The 19299-nt window shown below is 57.6% G+C and carries 17 protein-coding genes and 1 tRNA gene; 16 read left to right on the top strand and 2 right to left on the bottom strand.

What is annotated here, in order from left to right; translation table 11 throughout:
- Positions 1-44 precede the first annotated feature (44 nt).
- From CAL20_RS04170 to CAL20_RS04110, 13 genes are all read left to right on the top strand, one after another.
- The gene (locus CAL20_RS04170; RefSeq protein WP_094837253.1) at positions 45-1685 is read left to right on the top strand and encodes a BCCT family transporter; all 1641 of its coding nucleotides are present in this window, start codon (positions 45-47) and stop codon (positions 1683-1685) included.
- 82 nt (positions 1686-1767) lie between these two features.
- Positions 1768-3645 (top strand): DUF294 nucleotidyltransferase-like domain-containing protein, encoded by a 1878-nt coding sequence (locus CAL20_RS04165; RefSeq protein ID WP_094819807.1) that lies wholly within the window; start codon positions 1768-1770, stop codon positions 3643-3645.
- Positions 3646-3647: 2 nt separating this feature from the next.
- Positions 3648-4397, top strand: a complete 750-nt coding sequence (locus CAL20_RS04160; protein ID WP_094837252.1) for a 3'-5' exonuclease — start codon at positions 3648-3650, stop codon at positions 4395-4397.
- Between the two features lie 173 nt (positions 4398-4570).
- On the top strand, positions 4571-5842 hold the full coding sequence (locus CAL20_RS04155; RefSeq protein ID WP_094837251.1) for a putative Na+/H+ antiporter: 1272 nt from the start codon (positions 4571-4573) through the stop codon (positions 5840-5842).
- 256 nt (positions 5843-6098) lie between these two features.
- Positions 6099-7025, top strand: coding sequence for an amidohydrolase family protein (locus CAL20_RS04150; RefSeq protein ID WP_094837250.1), 927 nt, complete (start codon positions 6099-6101; stop codon positions 7023-7025).
- Complete coding sequence (locus tag CAL20_RS04145; RefSeq protein WP_094837249.1) at positions 7022-7987, top strand: alpha/beta hydrolase; 966 nt, start codon at positions 7022-7024, stop codon at positions 7985-7987. Before CAL20_RS04150 ends, CAL20_RS04145 begins: the two co-directional genes overlap by 4 nt.
- 153 nt (positions 7988-8140) lie before the next feature.
- The gene (locus CAL20_RS04140; RefSeq protein WP_094837248.1) at positions 8141-9157 is read left to right on the top strand and encodes a GlxA family transcriptional regulator; all 1017 of its coding nucleotides are present in this window, start codon (positions 8141-8143) and stop codon (positions 9155-9157) included.
- 123 nt (positions 9158-9280) lie between these two features.
- Complete coding sequence (locus CAL20_RS04135) at positions 9281-9964, top strand: ABC transporter permease (RefSeq protein WP_094837247.1); 684 nt, start codon at positions 9281-9283, stop codon at positions 9962-9964.
- A complete protein-coding gene (locus CAL20_RS04130; protein ID WP_094837246.1) occupies positions 9961-10956 on the top strand; it encodes an ABC transporter ATP-binding protein in 996 nt (331 codons plus the stop codon). Before CAL20_RS04135 ends, CAL20_RS04130 begins: the two co-directional genes overlap by 4 nt.
- Positions 10956-11618: an ABC transporter permease gene (locus CAL20_RS04125; RefSeq protein ID WP_094837245.1), complete on the top strand. Its 663-nt coding sequence runs from the start codon at positions 10956-10958 to the stop codon at positions 11616-11618. Before CAL20_RS04130 ends, CAL20_RS04125 begins: the two co-directional genes overlap by 1 nt.
- 33 nt (positions 11619-11651) lie before the next feature.
- Positions 11652-12539, top strand: coding sequence for a glycine betaine ABC transporter substrate-binding protein (locus tag CAL20_RS04120; protein WP_094837244.1), 888 nt, complete (start codon positions 11652-11654; stop codon positions 12537-12539).
- An 11-nt stretch (positions 12540-12550) separates the two neighbouring features.
- Positions 12551-14098, top strand: coding sequence for an amidase family protein (locus CAL20_RS04115; protein ID WP_218830697.1), 1548 nt, complete (start codon positions 12551-12553; stop codon positions 14096-14098).
- A gap of 113 nt (positions 14099-14211) precedes the next feature.
- Positions 14212-15417: an ISL3 family transposase gene (locus CAL20_RS04110; protein WP_306431326.1), complete on the top strand. Its 1206-nt coding sequence runs from the start codon at positions 14212-14214 to the stop codon at positions 15415-15417.
- Positions 15418-15491: 74 nt separating this feature from the next.
- Here the strand turns inward: CAL20_RS04110 and CAL20_RS04105 are convergent.
- Positions 15492-15582, bottom strand: a tRNA-Ser gene (locus tag CAL20_RS04105).
- A gap of 176 nt (positions 15583-15758) precedes the next feature.
- Here CAL20_RS04105 and CAL20_RS04100 point away from each other — a divergent pair.
- Entirely contained in the window at positions 15759-16160 is a 402-nt protein-coding gene (locus CAL20_RS04100) for a type II toxin-antitoxin system HicB family antitoxin (RefSeq protein ID WP_094837241.1), read from the top strand.
- A 35-nt stretch (positions 16161-16195) separates the two neighbouring features.
- Here the strand turns inward: CAL20_RS04100 and CAL20_RS04095 are convergent, their stop codons facing one another.
- Positions 16196-17110 (bottom strand): LysR substrate-binding domain-containing protein, encoded by a 915-nt coding sequence (locus tag CAL20_RS04095; protein WP_094837240.1) that lies wholly within the window; start codon positions 17108-17110, stop codon positions 16196-16198.
- A gap of 198 nt (positions 17111-17308) precedes the next feature.
- On the opposite strand from CAL20_RS04095, the gene CAL20_RS04090 reads away from it, so the two are divergent.
- A complete protein-coding gene (locus CAL20_RS04090) occupies positions 17309-17980 on the top strand; it encodes an orotate phosphoribosyltransferase (protein WP_094837239.1) in 672 nt (223 codons plus the stop codon).
- Positions 17977-19272: a hydantoinase/carbamoylase family amidase gene (locus CAL20_RS04085; protein ID WP_094837238.1), complete on the top strand. Its 1296-nt coding sequence runs from the start codon at positions 17977-17979 to the stop codon at positions 19270-19272. The genes CAL20_RS04090 and CAL20_RS04085 overlap by 4 nt, the downstream gene beginning before the upstream one ends.
- The last annotated feature ends 27 nt before the right edge of the window (positions 19273-19299 follow it).

The raw sequence follows: 19299 nt of genomic DNA, 5'->3' as shown, positions 1-19299 counted from the left end.
CGGAATGAGTCCACCCTATTCCAGGTAACTTCAAGGAAATATGGATGACGGAAGAACGCCCAGAAAAGAAAGATCCCATGATCCCCGATGGAGAAGTCAATCCCATCGACACTGATTATCAAGTGGGTCAGGACAACATCATCGTCAACGTCGGGCCGTTCGGCCTCGACATACACAACCCGGTATTCGGCGTTGCGGGCGGGCTGGTGATTTTGTTCGTTGCGTTGACATTGGGTTTTCACGATCAAGTCGAGTCGCTTTTCAGCGGGATGAAGAACTGGCTGACAGCCAACCTCGACGGATTCTTTCTTGTAGCAGGCAACATTTTTGTGCTGGTGTGCTTGATTGTCGCCTTCTCTCCACTAGGCCGAGTACGGCTGGGCGGCACGGAAGCAAAGCCCGACTATACCTATCTAGGGTGGTTCTCGATGCTGTTTGCCGCCGGCATGGGCATCGGGCTGATGTTCTTCGGTGTCTCCGAACCCTTGACACATTTCGGCACTGCGTTCGGCGGCATAGAAATGACCGATGGCGTACGGACCGACTGGGCCCCTCTGGGCGCGGCAGCTGGCGATGCGCAGGCAGCCACTCGCCTGGGCATGGCGGCCACGATCTACCACTGGGCGCTGCACCCGTGGGCCATCTACGCCGTACTCGCACTAGGGCTGGCGCTGTTTTCGTTCAACAAGGGACTGCCACTGACGATCCGGTCTGTGTTCTACCCGCTGCTGGGCGAACGCGTGTGGGGCTGGCCCGGACACGTCATCGACATCCTCGCCGTGCTAGCCACGCTGTTCGGCTTGGCCACCTCGCTGGGCTTTGGGGCGTCGCAGGCCAGTTCGGGCCTGCACTTTCTGTTTGGTACTCCGCAAGGCATCACCGTCCAGATCGTACTGGTCGTCGTCATCACAGCCATCGCGCTGTTCTCAGTCGTCGCAGGATTGGATGCGGGGGTCAAGCGCCTGTCCGAGATCAATATGGCGCTGGCATTACTGCTGCTGCTGTTTGTCATTGCCGTGGGGCCAACGCTGGACATCCTCAGCGGATTTTTCTCGAACCTGGGCGCCTATCTACAGTATCTGCCGGCCTTGTCCAACCCGATAGGGCGAGAGGATACTAATTTCCTGCAAGGCTGGACCGCCTTCTATTGGGCATGGTGGATCTCTTGGTCGCCCTTTGTCGGCATGTTCATCGCACGTGTATCGCGCGGCCGCACGGTGCGTGAGTTCATCATCTCGGTGCTGATTGTGCCTTCGCTGGCGTGCACCCTGTGGATGACGGTGTTCGGCGAAACCGCGATCTCACAAGTCGTGCGCAACGGCTACGAAGCCGCCCGCGATGCGGAATTGCCGCTGCAGCTGTTCATGATGCTCGATGCGCTGCCATTGAAGGAAATCACCTCCTTCATCGCCATCATTCTGGTGGTAGTGTTCTTCGTTACTTCCTCCGACTCTGGGTCCCTGGTGATCGACGTCATCTCAGCGGGCGGCAAAGTCGATGCCCCAGTTCCTCAGCGCGTGTTCTGGGCAGTGTTTGAAGGGCTGGTGGCCATCGCATTGATTCTCAGTGGCGGGCTGGTCGCCCTGCAGGCCATGGCGGTATCGACGGGGCTGCCATTTGCCATCGTGTTGCTGGCAGCCACCCTGGCCATTATCAAAGGGCTGATGTCGGAACCACGACGCTAAGAAAAACCAGGGGCGGGGTTGCGCTAAGCAGCCTTACCCCGAACCACCGATACAGCCACGCATTCCTCCTCGTATCGAACTCATGCAGATCGAGCAGCTTGAAATCTTCGATTTTCTTCGCTCCCACGCGCCTTTCGATGCCTTGCCGCACGAGGCGCTGGAACAGGCGACCGCGGCCGTCGACGTCCGTTATTACAAGGCGGGCGAGCAGATCGTAGAGTTCGGACAAGCGTCCGAATACTGGTATGTAGTCCGCAGCGGCGCAGTGGAAGTCTTTCGACGCACCGGAACCTTGTATAACCGTCTGACCTCCGGCGGATACTTCGGAGAGTTCGGTTTGCTGCGTCACGGACGGGTTCGTTTTCCTGCGCGTGCGCTGGAAGACTCGCTGATCTACCTGATTCCGCAGTCAGTATTTCTCGATTTGTTCGATAACAATGAGGCGTTCGCGGATTACGTCGAGATCGAAGACCGCACCCGGTTACGGCAAGTCATGTCGCGTCGCGAGGATGCCAATGATCTGTTGTCAGCGACCGTCGACACCCTGGTCACGCGCGAGGCAGTGACCCTGGGCCGCCAGGCCAGCGCGCGCGAAGCGGCGGAACGCATGACACAAGAAGGCGTGTCCTCGCTATTGATCGTCGATGACAATCCCGACATTCCTGGCCTGCCGTTGCTGTCCGGGATACTTACCGACCGCGACCTGCGTACGAGGCTGCTTGCGCCAGGCTTGGTTCACGACACGCCAGTGGCCGACATCATGACACCTTATGTAGTAACGGTGTCACATAACCAAGTCATATTCGAAGCGATGCTGGCGATGCTGCGCCATAACGTGCATCACCTGCCAGTGATGAAGGACCAGCGCCCGCTCGGTATCATCGCACTGTCAGACATCATCCGTTATGAATCGCGCAACAGTCTTTTCGTAGTCGGAAGCATCTTCCGCGCACAGAACGCAGATGAACTGGCGGCACTGGTGCCCGACATGCAGGCCTGCTTCACCCGCATGGTCGCTGAGGACGCCAGCGCGCACATGATAGGCAGCGCGATGACCGCGATTGGGCGCGCCGTGAAACAACGTCTGCTGGAGCTCGCGGAGGCCGAGCTCGGCCCGCCCCCTGTGCCCTATTGTTTTCTCGCGCTGGGGTCAATGGCTCGCCAGGAACAGCTGATTGTCACCGATCAGGACAACGCCCTCATCGTGGACGACCGCTTTGATCCCGTTCAGCATGACGCCTGGTTCAAGGCGCTCGCCACCTTCGTCAGCGATGGTTTGGCACGCTGCGGCTATTCGTACTGCACGGGCGGCGTCATGGCGACCAATGACAAATGGCGTCAGCCGTTGAAAACCTGGGAGCGCCTCTTTACCGATTGGATCGAGCGTCCAACTCCCGAATCGCTGCTTCACGCCGGTATATTTTTTGACCTCGATGGCGTATGGGGACGCACGGAATGGGCAGCGCATCTGCGCAAGATGATTGCGCGCAAGGCCCAGGGGAACTCGCGATTCCTCGCGTGTATGGCACGCAATGCGTTGCTGCGCACACCGCCATTGGGTTTCTTCAAAGACTTTGTCGTCGAATCCGATGGCCGGCACACGCACGCCATCAACATCAAGCGCCGCGGCACCGGCCCTTTGACGGATCTGATCCGCGTTCATGCGTTAGCAATCGGCTCACCGGCACTCAATTCATTTGATCGCCTGCGCGAGATCATCGATGCTGCGATCCTGCCGCTGGGGCGAGGTCAAGATATGTACGATGCTCTGGAGTTCATCACCATGGTGAGGGCGCGAGTCCAGGCTGATGAACTGAGTGCAGGCAACGATCCCGATAACAGTGTAGAGCCCGAAAAACTTTCGGATTTCGAACGCAAGAGTCTACGCGACGCGTTCCTGATACTGAGCAACGCGCAGAAATATCTCAAGTACCGTTATCAGCCGGGACGGTCCAATTAAAAATGCTGCATCTGGGAAACCTGCGAACAGAGCAAGATACCAGTCGCACCACGCTTGTACACGACTGGCCGAAGCGCTTTTCGATGCTGGCCGAGACGGCTCGTGATCCTCGTCTCAAGGCCTTCTACGCACAGGGCACGCCATCCGGCGACAGCCCTTTGCAGCACGTCCCGCTTGCTGCTCTCGACGTGGAAACTACCGGTCTCAATACCTCGCAGGACGAGATCGTCAGCATCGGCGTCGTCCCCATGACATTGGAGCGCATTCAGGCGAGCGCTTCCCGTTACTGGGTGGTCCATCCCAAGACAGAATTGAGGCCGGAATCAATAACCATCCACGCCATCACCCACTCGCAGATCGAAGAAGCGCCGGATTTGGAGGCGATTCTCGATGAATTGCTGCCAATGCTGGCAGGCCGCATCATTGTCGTCCATTGCCGCGACATCGAGCGCAGTTTTCTGAATGCTGCGCTCATGTCGCGCATCGGCGAAGGCATCGAATTTCCAGTCATCGACACCATGGAGCTCGAAGCGAGACTACACCGCAAGCCGCCCACGCTCTTTGCCAGGTTGCTAGGCCGACGAACGCGGCCAGTCTCCATCCGGCTTGCGCCCAGCCGCGCACGCTATCGGCTGCCGCGATACCGCGCGCACCATGCGCTGACTGACGCATTGGCCACCGCAGAATTGTTGCAGGCACAAGTGGCGCACAGATTTTCCCCACAAACCCCGCTGCATGAGCTGTGGCGGTGAGAGCACTCATTGCTCCTGTGCACAAGGCTCGCTCACCGCGGCACGATGTGAATGGCGTGCCCTTGGTAAAAACGCGACCACTTTGATACACTCCCGTGCTGGGTGTCAAGCAAACTTCCATTGCTGGGCAGGTTAACGCGCAGGTCGGGCCGCCGCGCGGAGTAACTTCGACTATGCACGACACCACTTCTTCTTTTTTTGAAGTCGCAGCCGCTATCATTTTTGCACTGGCGCTGCTCCATACGTTCGCTGCCAAGCAATTTGAACGTCTCTCTCATCGTTTCCCGCGCCACGCTGGCTTATTTCATCTGCTAGGCGAAGTAGAAATCGTCTTTGGATTCTGGGCTGCCATCCTCATCGCATTCATGGCGTTGACGGTAGGAGGCAGCGAAGCGTTAGCGTACGCTGAATCACGTAATTACACCGAACCGTTGTTTGTATTCGTCGTCATGGTGGTGGCGGCGTCGCGGCCCATACTGCAAACCGTGCTGGCCATGATCAATGCCATCGCGCGGATGCTGCCGGTCCGTACGTCTGTCGCAACAGCATGGCTAGGGCTGGCCGTCGTGCCGCTGATGGGTTCGCTCATCACCGAACCTGCGGCGATGACGATTGCAGCATTGCTGCTCGCACCGCAGATTTTCAGGCCTGCAATGCCCAACGGGGCCAAGTACCTCGCGCTTGGCGTTCTCTTTGTCAACGTGTCGATCGGTGGAACACTGACATCATATGCAGCGCCGCCCGTTCTCATGGTGGCCAGCACGTGGCAATGGGACTCGGCGTTCATGCTCGCCAACTTCGGATGGAAGTCGGCATTGGCTGTTGTGGTGAATGCGACCATCGCGACGCTCGCCGTCCGCACGCACATCGACAACGTCGCCTTGAGCTCCGGCACCACGGCGAATGCCAAGCCAGTCCCGGTATCTGTGGTCGCGATACACCTCGCGACGTTGGCGGCGGTTGTCATGCTTGCTCATCATCCGGTGGCCTTTTTGGGGATTTTTCTCCTTTTCCTCGGGTTTACTCACGCCTATGAGCGCCATCAGAGCGCCCTCATTATCAAAGAAGCCTTGTTGGTCGGCTTTTTCCTCGCAGGTCTGGTGGTGCTCGGCGGGATGCAGCAATGGTGGCTGCAACCCGTCGTATCGAGCCTCGAACCCATTGCCCTATTCTTTGGCTCTCTGGGCTTGACGGCTATTACGGACAATGCCGCGCTGACCTACCTCGGATCGCTGATTGAGGGAATGTCCGACGACGCTAAATACATGCTCATGGCAGGAGCCGTTGCGGGCGGTGGGCTGACCGTTATTGCGAATGCACCGAACCCCGCCGGCGTCGCGTTGCTCAAACGCGGGTTTTCTGACGAAACCGTCAGTGCAGGTGGGTTGCTGCTGGGAGCTCTGGTGCCGACAGCCGTGGCGGCGGCGGCCTTGCTGCTGTTGTGATCTTGACGATTACCCAAAGCGGGCCGGCTCATCTCCGGCCTGAGATGCCTCGTCGATGCGGCGGCATGAATCTCCACAGCGGTCTCTGGTCTTGAATATCCAAATCTGAAACAACTATAGCGTACCTCCAGTCATTGCAGGCATGGGGGACGACCGCTAGCTGCATGGCGAATTTTTGATAGGACTCGTCGGCTGCACGGAACGTACGTCGTTGGATTTACCCGTATCGTGTTTCCAAGCCCACGGAGACACGCCGATGAGTAATAACGACTACCTAGTAGATGGCCATGTGCACTTCTTTACAGAAGATGATCTCAACGCAGTCAGCGCTGAACTTCCTTACGACCGCCCTGAACCTAACCCGCTTTCGGTTTATCTCCAAGATCTGGAAGCTAAAGGCCGCTTGCCTACGCTGATTAATAATGTACATCTGAGCGTTCTTCCAAACTCCGAGAATATATTCTCCTCGTTTAAGGAACTTGCTGATCTGAAGAAAAAGTTTCCAGGGAAGTTCGACAAAGTTCGCTTGGTCGGGACGATAAAAGCTGATCCTGTTTATGCGAACGAAGAGCGTCTGAGCCATCCACAAGTCGTCGGTGTTCGGATCGTCTTGCATGACGCCCCCGAGGAGAGTATTGCTTCCGATGCTTACAGCACCCCTGCCTGGCAAACCTTATATGGGCGCCTTGCAGCGCACCAGCACGTGCATGTCTATGCTCAGGCAGCCGCCACTAACCATCGGGTACTCCGTCAGATTCCTGACGATGTGCGCGTTGTCATCGATCATCTAGGCACTTGCCATGCAAACCTGAACGCCGATGACGGGGCCTTCACCAAGCTGCTCGAAGAGGCTCATCGGCGCGGCAATGTCTGGTTCAAAGGCCCGGGTTATCGCACGTCGACCGACATTCAGGAAACTGTGCCTTTTGTCGTTCGAATTATCAAAGCGCTCGGCGCTGAAAAGCTGCTTCTGCAAGCAACCGATGCACCACATGTCGGCGCCGACCAGAGTGCGCGCGCTTATCGCGACCTCTTTCATCCCTCCAGCGCATTCGATTTCGTTCAACAACTGGCCAGCGCTGCGTCACAACATTGTGGCGTCCCTGCCGACGAACTCCTCAACGGTGCGGCTTCAGCCGTCTTTCCCAACATGCAAACCAACAGGACCCAGGTGACAAAATGAGTAACGTATCCAGCCGAGAAATTAAGTTCGACGTCGATTTCGGCGACGAGGTGCTAAGCCTCGACGGCACCGTCTTCGAGCCCACCTCGCCTGACCAGAGCCTACCTCCAGTCGTGTTCAACTCCGGCTTCACCGGCGGCGTGTCAATGTACGGCCAGTTGTTCGGTCGTGCGCTGGCTGCGCGCGGCTACCGCGTTATGACCTACGATGTGGCAGGTTTCTTCAGCAACAAAGCTGTGCGCAATACCTTGCAAATTGACAGCAAGACGGTGACGAACGTCAGCCTGGAAGATCAAAAGAACGAAGTGCTAGGCGCTGTAGCGTGGGCGCGCAGTGCTTTTGGGCAAATGCCGGTGGTGGCTTCATGGGCAATGGGTTCGGTGGCCAGCTTGGCAGCGATTGCCGAACTGGCCCGCAATAAGGCAGAACAGGTGAAGTTCTGGGTGCCAATGAGCTACACCAGCATTAGCGCACTGCAAGCCCTACGCGCCGAGCCGCAAACGGCTGATGCCAGTATCAAGGCGTTGAGTCCTGATTTCGCCATTCCGCCATTCGACACCGGCACCGAAGCCACCCGGCTTGGGTACTACCCGCTCGATCCTGCCACCCAGCAGTATGTCGACGAGCAGTTAGGGGCCTACACCGAAGCCGGCGGCGCAGACCGCTGGCCGGGTTGTGCCTGGGTCACTGCCAAGTCCTACAGCTCTTATGTCGGCTTTGACCCAGAGCGCGAACTCGAGGGTGCGACCGGTTTCCCGCCTGCGCTGATCATCCATGGGGCAAAAAACACTCTGCATATGCCTGCTGAGTCCGAGCGCCTGTATCGGCGCTACCCTGGCGAGGCAGGTGATGGCGTTCTGATGATATCCGACATGCAGCATGGTCAACAGAACGAGGCTGGCCATCCCGTATTCAGGGCCATCATTGAGAACATTGATGAGGCCGTGCGCCAGCGTCTGTAAAATCCACCTCCCGCAGGGCTCCTTCGACTCTGCGGGATCGGAGATCCTTCGTCGGCCCCAAGTCCTCCTGTCGGTACCGCGACGCTCCGCTCCAGTATCCTGAGAACACAACAGGCGCCTATCGGCGCCTAAGTCATTGAATGAGGTTCTGGAATGACGCCACTGCACGTCGCTAAACTCAACGAAGGCTACAAGCGGATCGGCCTACTGATCCTGCCTCAGTTTTCCATGATGGCTCTGGCGGGCGCCATTGAGCCCTTGCGCGCAGCCAATCGGTTGGCAGAAAGAGCTCTCTACGAATGGCAATTGTTGTCCGAAACCGGCGGCGTCGTGTGCTCCAGCAGTGGCGTTGAAATCAGCACTCGCACATTAGGCGATGCGAACGAACTGGATCGTGTTTTCGTCCTCGCTAGCCTTGATATCGAACACCTACGGCCGCCGCAGATGCTGCGCTTCCTGCAGCGGGCAGCCGCGCAGGGGAAGACGGTGGGCGCGTTCAGCACCGGCACCTTCATTCTGGCTCGGGCGGGTCTGTTGGACGGCCGCAAGTGCACTCTGCATTGGGAATCGATCAATGAGTTTGCCGAAGAGTTCCCTGGCATTGACGTGACCCGCGAACTGTATGTGAACCACGACAACCGGTGGACCTGCGCGGGAGGTACTGCCGCGATAGATCTAATGCTCGCTCAGATTTCCGTGGATCACGGCAACAAGTTGGCCACCGCCGTCGCGGAGCAGTTTCTGCATGCTCGAATCAGAGGACCGGAAGAGCATCAGCGCATGTCCATTCAATGGCGATTCGGCATCCACGATCGGCGTATCACCGCGGCCATCGGGCACATGGAGGCCAATTTCGAACACGTTATAGGCATAGAGGAGGTGGCCGATCGTTGTAATGTCTCACAACGCCAACTCGAACGGCTTTGGCATCAACACTTTGGCATGACACCGCAGCGCTTTTATCTAGAGCTGCGCCTGGCCGAAGCCCGCCGGCTTCTGCGCGAAAGCAGCAAATCTATCGCATCGGTAGCCTACTCCTGCGGCTTTGTCTCACCGTCACACCTGGGCAGTGCATATCGCAAAGTCTGGGGATGTAGCCCAGGGGAGGAACGTCGGAAGTTTGATAGTGCGCCGCCAAAGCGGCAAGCAAACGATTTGTCGAATTTTTGATAAAAATCGTCGAACGTAAATTCTGAGATTGCAGCCCTTCGGGGTTAATGTCTCCTCAATGCCGGGACTCTCGTCTTTGATGAACCGGCGAACAATAATTCTACGGAGACAAGGCATAAAAAAATGGAAACGATAAGTTTTATCGCCTCGAATTTGGGCTTGATAACTCAGTTGCTTGGACAGCACCTCTATATCGTCTTCATGGCTGTGGGGCTCGCTATCCTCACCGGGGTTCCGTTGGGAATCTACGTCTCCCAGCGTTCTCGATCGGGTCACTGGATTCTGACATTTGCCGCCATGCTGATGACGATCCCCTCCGCGGCACTGTTCGGCCTCATGATTCCTTTGCTGTCCATCTGGGGGCAAGGTATCGGCACCGTGCCGGCGATCATCGCCCTTTTCCTGTATTCGCAGCTTCCCATCATTCGCAACACGCACACTGCCATTTCCAACGTTGAACCCTCGTTGCGAGAGGCGGCTCTCGGTATGGGTATGTCATCGTGGCAACGTTTGTGGAAAGTGGAACTTCCTCTTGCGACGCCGTTGATCATGGCCGGGGTCCGCGTGGCGACGGTGATCAATATCGGCATCGCGGCGATCGCTGCCTATATCGGCGCTGGCGGGCTCGGCAGCTTGATCGTGCGTGGCATCGCACAGTCCGACACACGGCAATTAATTGCCGGTGCAGTTTTAATCAGCGTAATCGCCGTGACCGCGGACTACGCCCTGGCCGCCCTTCAGCGTGTGTTGACACCTAAAGGAGTAATCAAGCTTAACAACCTCAGCATGAAGGAAGCGACACCGTGATTCAGATTGATAATTTGAATAAAAAATTCGGCTCAATCACCGCCGTGGAAGATGTTTCCTTCACTGTACCTGAGGGAAAAATATGCGTGCTGCTCGGACCCTCTGGCTGCGGGAAGACCACCACGCTGAAGATGATCAATCGCCTGGTCCCGCCGACCTCGGGAAGAGTGCTGATTGGTGGACGGGATACTGCTGAACTGGACACTGTCACTCTGCGTCGCTCGATCGGCTATGTGATTCAGCAAGTCGGGCTATTCCCCAACATGACAGTCGAAGACAACATCTGCGTAGTGCCGGACATGATGGGTTGGGACAAGACCAAAAGCCGCAAACGTGCTGCGGAGCTGCTGGAAGTAGTAGCTCTGGAACCATCCAAGTTCGCCAAACGCTACCCGTGCGAACTCTCCGGCGGACAACAGCAGCGCGTTGGCGTTGCCCGCGCTTTGGCTGCAGATCCACCAGTGATGCTGATGGACGAGCCCTTCGGAGCCATCGACCCGATCAATCGCGACACGATTCAGGACGAGTTCATGCGAATCCAGCGTCAGGTCGGCAAAACGGTTCTGTTCGTCAGCCATGACATCGACGAAGCGGTGAAAATGGCGGATTGTGTTGCGCTGTTTAATGCCGGCAGGATCGAACAATTCGGTACGCCGGACGACTTGCTTGCCCGTCCCGTCAGCGATTTCGTGGCGAACTTCATGGGCAGCGACCGCATCATGAAACGCCTGCGCCTTTTGCAAGCGGCAGATATTGTCTGCCCAACTCCCCCTCAGGAAGGCATGAACGTTGCCAGCGACCAGTTTGCTGCCGCGCCGGAAGGCGCCATTACCGTGTCGTCGAGGGATGACCTGCGCCAAGTGCTTTGCCTGTTGCTGGGCCAAGGTCGCGAATGGGCGGTATGTAAGAACGAACAGGGGCAGTTCATTGGCTTCGTACATCAGCGGGACATTCTTGCTCGCTTAGTCGACAACACTGCGGCGGTGGCGTGATGGACCTGTTCAACAAGATGATGGCATGGCTTCAGGCCTATTGGAGCGAAGTGGTTTACCTGTCGCTTCAGCACCTCCATATCGTGGCGGTCAGCAGTGCGCTGGCCATCATCATCGCGCTGCCAATCGGCATCTGGATGAGTCGCCCGCGCAACCATCGTCGCGCCTTGGCCGTCATGCAGATACTCAACATAGGTCAGGCGGTACCTAAACTGGCTTTGCTTACATTGGCGATGACGTTGGTAGGGGTTGGCGCTCCTGCGGCGATTTTTGCCTTATGGGTAGCAACTATCCTTCCGATCACCGTCAATACCTACGAAGGCCTGCGCGCCGTGCCCCGACACCTGCTCGAAGCAGCAGAAGCCATAGGCATGACGCCGCGTGAGACCCTTTTTAAAGTCGAGATTCCTAACGCCTTGAACGTAATTTTCGCAGGTCTGCGTACAGCCCTGGCCATTAATGTCGGTACCGCGCCTCTTGCTTTCCTCGTGGGTGGCGGGGGTCTCGGCGAGCTTATTTTCACCGGGATCGACCTCAACGACTATGGAATGATGCTGGCCGGCGCCATCGCCACGGCCGGTCTCGCGATGCTGGTGGATACGCTTTGCGGGCTGGTACAGCGCGCCTCAGTTTCCCGCGGCCTACGGCTGGCGGCACGCTAGATCACAACGAACAACGACAAGAATAGGTGCTGTATGTTTCCACGCACAATCGTCTTCGCCTTCATGATATTTCTGACAGGCGCCAGCGTCGCCGCCAAATCTCCTGTAGTGGTCGGCGGCAAGAAGTTCACCGAACAACAGCTGGTTTCCGAAATGACCAGCCAACTGCTCAGAAGCAACGGTTTCTCCGTGGATAAGCGCTCTGACCTCGGATCGACGGTCTTGAGGGCTGCTCAAGAAAACGGTCAGATTGACATTTATTGGGAATACACCGGTACCTCTCTGATCATTTACAACAAGGTCAAAGAACAGTTGGATGCCGAACAGACTTACCAACGGGTCAAGCAACTGGACGCGGCTAAGGGATTGACTTGGCTGCAGCCTTCCAAAGCAAACAATACCTATGCGTTTGCAATGAGAAAAACTGAAGCTCAAGCCAAGGGTATCGTCACAATGTCCGACTTGGCCCAACACATTAACGCTGGCGAGCACCTCACATTTGCCTCCAACGCCGAGTTCTATTCCCGGCCCGACGGTCTGCGTCCGCTGCAGGAACGCTACGGATTCAAATTCGAGCGACGTGACGTGATGCGTATGGATGGCGGACTCACCTATCTCGCGCTTCGTCAGGGGCAGACGGATGTTTCTTTGGTACTGTCCACAGATGGCAGAGTGTCGGCATTCGGTTTTGTGATCCTTAAGGACGACAAATCGTTTTTCCCCAGCTACGCCCTGACTCCGGTGGTGAGGACTGCTTTTCTTGACGAGCATCCCCGGGTGGCGACCTTGCTCAACAGCCTTTCTGCTACTTTGGACAGCGAGACTATCGCGGCGCTCAATGCACGAGTAGACGTTGGTAGAGAAGCAATTGAGAAAGTTGCCGCCGAGCACCTAATCCAAAGCAAGCTGATAGTCGATTGATGGGACATGCCGTGCTCTTGCCTCTGAAATCTCCTTTTGCCTACATCCTGTCCTTGCTGATTTCTATACCTGCACTGGCGAATAATCTGGATGACATGGACCTGCGCCAACTTCGGCGCTCACTGGATGAAGGCCGCATCACCGCAGAACAACTGGTGCGCCACTATCAACAGAAAATCCAGCAGAACAACCGTCAGGGTGATCGAATCAATGCGGTTATCCGCATGAACGAGCATGCTTTAGAGCAGGCGAAAGCTTGGGACGAACAAAGAGCAAGAAATCCAAATTCCAAGCATGGCGCCCTTGCCGGCATTCCGTATCTGGCTAAAGACAACATCGACTCCAGGGGCCTGCCAACCAGTGGCGGATCGTGGGTCCTACGCAACGCTAAACCGACCAGCGATGCCTTCGTACTCAAACAATTGGATGCTGACGGTGCCATTCTGCTCGGCAAGACCAATATGTCCGAACTGGCCGCCTCATTCGGCTGGATGGGCTACAGCTCGCTCGGCGGGCAGACGCTCAATCCACACAATCTGAGACATGACGCTTCCGGTTCCAGCAGTGGATCCGCCGCGGCTGTCGCGGCCGGATTCGCGCCCTTTGCACTAGGCACCGATACCAGCGGCTCGATCAGGGCGCCTGCCAGTGTGACCGGGACGGTGGGCTTGCGTCCTTCGTTAGGCCTGATCAGTCGCAGCGGGATCATGCCGCTGTCGTTGTCTTTTGATACTGCTGGAGTCATCACGCGAACTGTGCGCGATCAGGCCGTCGTACTGGACGTGATCAAGGGCCGAGATGAGAATGACGCGGCCACTGAGAACATAGAATCGACATCCATTAGCTTCGTCCGAGACTTGGAGGACAGCACTCTCAAGGACAAGACCATCGGCGTGGTGACAAATTTCACCGGTGCCAACGATCAGGTGGATGCAGTATTTGCTGCCGCCCAGCGGCATGCGCAGGACAAGGGAGCTCGGCTTATAGAGGTAAAGCTGCCGGAACACTACGAGAAACTCTGGGCGACGGTACTAGGGCCCGTCGGTGACAGCGAGTTCCCACCGCAATTCGAGCGTTATCTGAAAACGCTTTCCGGGATGCAACCCAAGACTCTGGCAGACTTTGTAGCGCTAGCCGATGAACATCAGCGCGAACATCAAGACCACCTCATGAACCCCAAGCGCCTGGCCGCACTGAAAGACCTCAACGAGAACGTTACCAGTGCCTCGCCGCGGTACATTTCGATCCTGACCAATACGATTCCATCTATCAGAACCGAACTCTCGGCACTGATGCACGAGGCGGGCGTAGAAGTCCTTATGTTTCCGACGATCAATTGCCCCGCATCGGTAGTGCCAGGCCAATCCGATCCTGGCTATGTGTGCAAGGCAGAAGACACCTACGCTTCCGCGTACATTGCCTCCGCCACAGGTTTCCCGGAAATTTCGGTGCCGGCAGGCATCGTTGAGGGGAATCTGCCCGTGGGCATCTCATTTCTGGGGCAGCGTGGCGCAGACCGCGAAGTGGTGCGAGCGGGATACGCGTTTATGGGCAGGTAAATTTGGGTATCACCGCACGCAGGCCTTGATGGGCCCGAAAACAAAAAGGCTCTACATCATTAACGGGGGACACCGACATTCATTAGACTTGTTTTTGCGAAGAAACAGGTTTAATGGAGGCAATGCCGATGTCCCCAGTCGATTCTATCTTAGGGTTGCGGGATTTAGTAGTTCAGCGGGTCGAGAGGCGCCGAGACATTCACGTCTGGGCCAGGCCGGCGAAGCGGCCGGTGTGCGAGTATTGTTCGCACGACGGATTGCGCATTAAGGCCACGCATCGGCGCACCGTTAAACACACTCGTCAGGGTAATCAGTTGATGGTGTTGCACCTGAGCGTGCCCAAGTACCACTGCACTGAGTGCCATCGCTATTTCCGGCATCGATTTTCTGGGATTCGCCCTCGGTTTCGGGCCACCGAGGCCTATCGGCTGGAGGTGTTTGAGGCCCACGAGGGCGGCGTTAGTCAACGCAAGCTGACGGTCACGCATCGGATTGGCAGCGCGACGGTCGAGCGCTGGTATCAATCGTTTGTGAGGCAGCGCGTCTCAGAGCTCTCGAGCCGGGCTTGCCCGCAGGTGCTGGGGATCGATGAACACTTTTTCAGTCGTAAAAAGGGCTACGCCACGACGCTGGTGGATTTAAAGAACCATAAGGTCTTCGATGTCGTGCTGGGGCGCTCAGAGGACAGTCTGCATCGCTATTTGCAGCGTTTGCCGGGCAAGGAGCACGTGCGGGTCATCGTCATGGATTTGTCCGAGACCTATCGCCGAATTGCCCAACGGTACTTCCCCAATGCCATGATTGTGGCTGACCGTTTCCACGTCATTCGGCTGGTGAATCACCATTTCCTCAAGCTGTGGCAACAGCACGATCCCGACGGTCGCAGAAACCGTGGACTATTAAGCCTGATGCGCCGCCATCACTGGAAACTGACCGCCCTGCAGAAGGAAAACCTGCACCAGTACCTGGCACAGATGCCGGTGCTGCAGGCGCTGTATTTTGCCAAGCAGCAGCTCAACGGCTTTTTAGTCCTGAAGAGCCTGAAGGCCGAACGCTCCCAGAAAATGCTACCCAAATTCCTGGCGTTGATCCGGCAGTTCGAGCAAAGTCCGGCCAAGGCGCTGGCCGCGACGTTACTATCGTGGCTGGAGCCGATCGTACGAATGTGGCGTTTCACCAAGTCCAACGGGATCACCGAGGGATTCCATACGAAGATGGAGATGCTCTCACGCCGGGCGTTTGGGTTCAGAAATTTTGAGAATTACCGCATGAGAGTCTTGGCTCAGTGCGGTTGGAACGGTGTGATTAACCGAGTCTGATGAATGCCCATCCCCCGTTTATGGGGTAGAGCCAACAAAAAAGCCCTTGAGTATCTCAAGGGCTTTTGTATTTCTGGCGGACAGAGGGGGATTCGAACCCCCGATACGCTTATCACGTATACACGCTTTCCAGGCGTGCGCCTTCAACCACTCGGCCACCTGTCCTGATCTGGGACACGTTTGCAGCCGAGTCGCCTCAAAGAAGCTGGCCACAACGCGAATCCGCGATTCTAGCAGAAATGGAGATAGTGCGCTAAAGCCGGAGCCTGAGCACAATACTTTCCGGCTGGTGGTTATAATAACCACCATAAACAGCAGTCGGGTTGGAAATAGGAGTCAGCATGCGATTTCCCATAGTGCTACATACCGATGATGGCATCCACTACGGAGTAACCGTACCGGATCTGCCGGGCTGTTTCTCTGCAGGCGACAGCATTGAAGACGCCTTGGAATCCGTCAAAGAAGCCATTGACTTGCACTTGGAAGGGTTGACCGAAGACGGCGATGACGTCCCTCTCACTTTGCCAATTGCCCAGCACATCAACAACCCTGATTATGCGGGCGGCATCTGGGCGGTCATTGATGTTGACGTATCTCGCTTTGATGGACGATCCGAAAAAATCAATATCACTGTGCCGCGACGCGTGCTGGCACGCATCGATCGTTATGCAAAGGAGCATGGTGCAACCCGTAGCGGCTTTCTGGTCGAAGCCGCTCGCAGGGCCATGGCCAAACAGCCGTAATCGGGTCGGCACCGCCGTGTGCCAAACGACGCCGCTTACTGCGTAATCCGCCCCACAAAACGCCTGGCGGCCACCGACAACTCCGCAAAACTGACCGCATACAGATTCAGCGTGCGCTCTGCCCAGGCATCCGTCAGCGGCACGGCGTGCAACTGGCGTGACCCACCGACAGACTGATACGCGCCCTCAGGCATGACGCCCACACCTAGATCGCATTCGATCATGCGGCACATGGCGCTGAGGCTATCGACCTCGATACGCTGCCGCAACATGCGCCGCCCGCTTTGCGCGGCGCGGCTCAACGTTTCCTGAATGATGCTGCTGTCGCGCAGGCCGATCTGCGCGTGATCCAGAGCCTGTTCATAAGCCAGCTGCTGGTGTTCGGCCAATGGATGAGTACGTGGCATGACCAATACCATGCGTTCACGCCGATATGGCAGAGATTCCAATCCCCCCGCCTCATCGCTGGGACTGCAAATACCCAGATCGGCCTCTCCATCTCTCACGGCCTGAGCGACCCGGCGGCTGGTCGCCTGGCGCAAGTCGATGCGTATCTCGGCGTGCTCTCTCATGAAAGCAGCGATGTCTTCGGGCAGAAACTGCTCGACCGCCGAGGCATTCGCGCTCAAACGCACCACGCCTCGCACGCCCCGCGCATACTCGCTCAGATCGGCACGCAGGTACTCAACCTCCTGCAAGATCGCGTGTGCATGCCGCAACAGCAGTTCGCCTGCAGCGGTGGGACGCACGCCCCGGGCATGGCGCTGCAACAGTGGCGTCTGCGCCAGGGACTCCAATTCCGCAATGCGTTTGCTCACCGCTGAGGCGACCAACTGCCCCTGTGCCGCAGCCCTGGCAATACTGCCGGACTGACACGTCAAGACGAACAGATCCAGCGTCGAGAGATCGACGTGACGTAAAAAACTGCGGGGAGAGGCGAACATGGACATGATGGAATCGGCACACGATAGCGGTATAGCCGGATAACGCGAAACGGAACGGGTGGAGGAATTTCATCCTGAAGCAGAGGCATCGTAACGCAACACCGGGGTCGAGCCATCACTTTTGGGAACGGCTTGCTGAATTTTCACTGCTTCTCAGGGATAGGCGGATTTCCATAGCATCGAGCTTTTGCCGACGGATATCCCATGCTTCTCTCCGTTTCCGACGCCCCGCGTGTCGCTCAGGCGCTCGTTGCGCTGGGCGCCGTCCGCATCGCATCAGACCAACCCTTTTTCTACACCTCGGGCTGGGCCAGCCCAGTCTACGTGGATGCCCATGTATTGATGTCGGATGTGCAATGGCGCACCGAGATCATGGACATCGCCGCACGCGCGATCGCCCCGGTCATTGCAGCGGGCCAGATCAATGCCATCGTGGGCACGGAGAGCTCGGGCATCGCCATCGCGGCCTGGCTGGCCGAACGGCTGCAACTGCCCATGCTGTATTTGCGTAAACGGCCGGTAGGCTGGGGCATCACCGCTCAACTCGAAGGCCGGCTGCCACCTGATGCCCGCGTACTGCTGGTCGATGACATCACAACCGATGGCCGCTCCAAGGCCGGCGCGGTCGCTGCGCTGCGCCAGTCGGGTCCCACGGTGGAACATGTAATGGTCCTGCTGGACTATGCGCTCTACGCGCAGGAAAACCAGACACTCGCAGACCATTCGCTGCAATTGCATGCCCTGGCGTCATGGCCGCATCTGCATCGGGCACTGCTCGCCAGCGGACAACTCAATGACGCACAGGCAGCCATGCTGGCCGATTTCGCCGCAGACCCGGTGGCATGGTCCATCGGCCACGGAGGAACCGGCGCATGACGACCAGTCGGACATCCCCGCTCTTGCGCGATCTGGCGCAAACGATTCTCGCCGAAATCCGCGAGGCCACGCGTGACGGCCTGGGCGTGACGCGTGAAAGCTATGGCGCAGGCGAAGAGGCCGCCTTGCGGATTCTGGAGCGCCATGCCGAACGCCTGGGTCTGGCATATGAACGTGACGGTGCGCAGAATCTGTGGATGTGGCTGCCGCAGGACCAGCGCCCCGATCCCTTTGTCACGATCGGATCGCACGTGGACTCCGTCCCGCAGGGCGGCAACTTTGACGGCTTGGCAGGCGTGGTCTCCGGCATGCTGGTGCTGTCCAGCCTGCGCGGACATCACGAGGATGCGCCGCCAGTGCGCGTTCTGGCCTTGCGCGGCGAGGAAAGCGCCTGGTATGGCAAGGCCTATATGGGGTCCCTCGCACTGCTGGGACGCTTGCCTGCATCCGCGTTGAACATGCCTCACCGCGGCGGGCAAGGCACACTGGGCGACGCGATGGCCCGCAGTGGCGTCGATATTGAAGCAGTCCGCCGTGCAGAACCGATGATTGATCCTGCCCGGATGGGCGCTTATCTGGAACTGCACATCGAGCAGGGCCCGGTCATGGTCGCTCGTCAGTGGCCGGTTGCCGCAGTCACTGGCATTCGAGGCAACATCCGGCACAATCACGTACGCTGTGTCGGTGAAACCGGCCACTCGGGCGCGGTGCCGCGCTGGCTGCGTAAAGACGCGCTGCTGGCCGTAGCGGAACTGCTGTCACGCATGGATGAACATTGGCGGGTCCTGCTGCAGATGGGCATGGATCTGGTCATGACCAGCGGCATTTGCTCGACGCCCCAACAGTCGCATGCTGTATCCGTCATTCCGGGCGAAGTCCAACTCAGCTTTGAGGTGCGCAGCCAGGACACGCAGACACTGGAACGCTTCTACACCCTGATGCGCGACGAATGCCGCGCCATCGAGGAGAGTCGAGGCGTGCGTTTTGAGTTCGACGAACGTCTCTTTACAGAACCGGCAACGATGGATCCGGCCTGGATAGCAAAGCTGGAATCAGCGGCAGCGCAAACGGGCATGACGCTGGAACGTATTCCCAGCGGTGCCGGGCACGATGCATCGGTATTTGCCAATGCCGGCATTCCATCGGCCATGGTGTTCATACGCAACGCAAACGGATCCCACAATCCGCACGAAGCCATGGACATCGAAGACTTTCTGTTGGGAACCGATTTGCTTCATCGCGCTCTGAACGGCACAATTCCACCTCGTCAATCGGTACAAGTCACAAATTGAAACAAATGGGCCCACCATCGGGCCCAT

Source organism: Bordetella genomosp. 4 (genome assembly GCF_002261185.1).
Taxonomy (GTDB): domain Bacteria; phylum Pseudomonadota; class Gammaproteobacteria; order Burkholderiales; family Burkholderiaceae_B; genus Bordetella_A.
The sequence above is the reverse complement of the archived record's forward strand: the minus strand, read 5'-3'. Positions and strand labels throughout refer to the sequence as shown.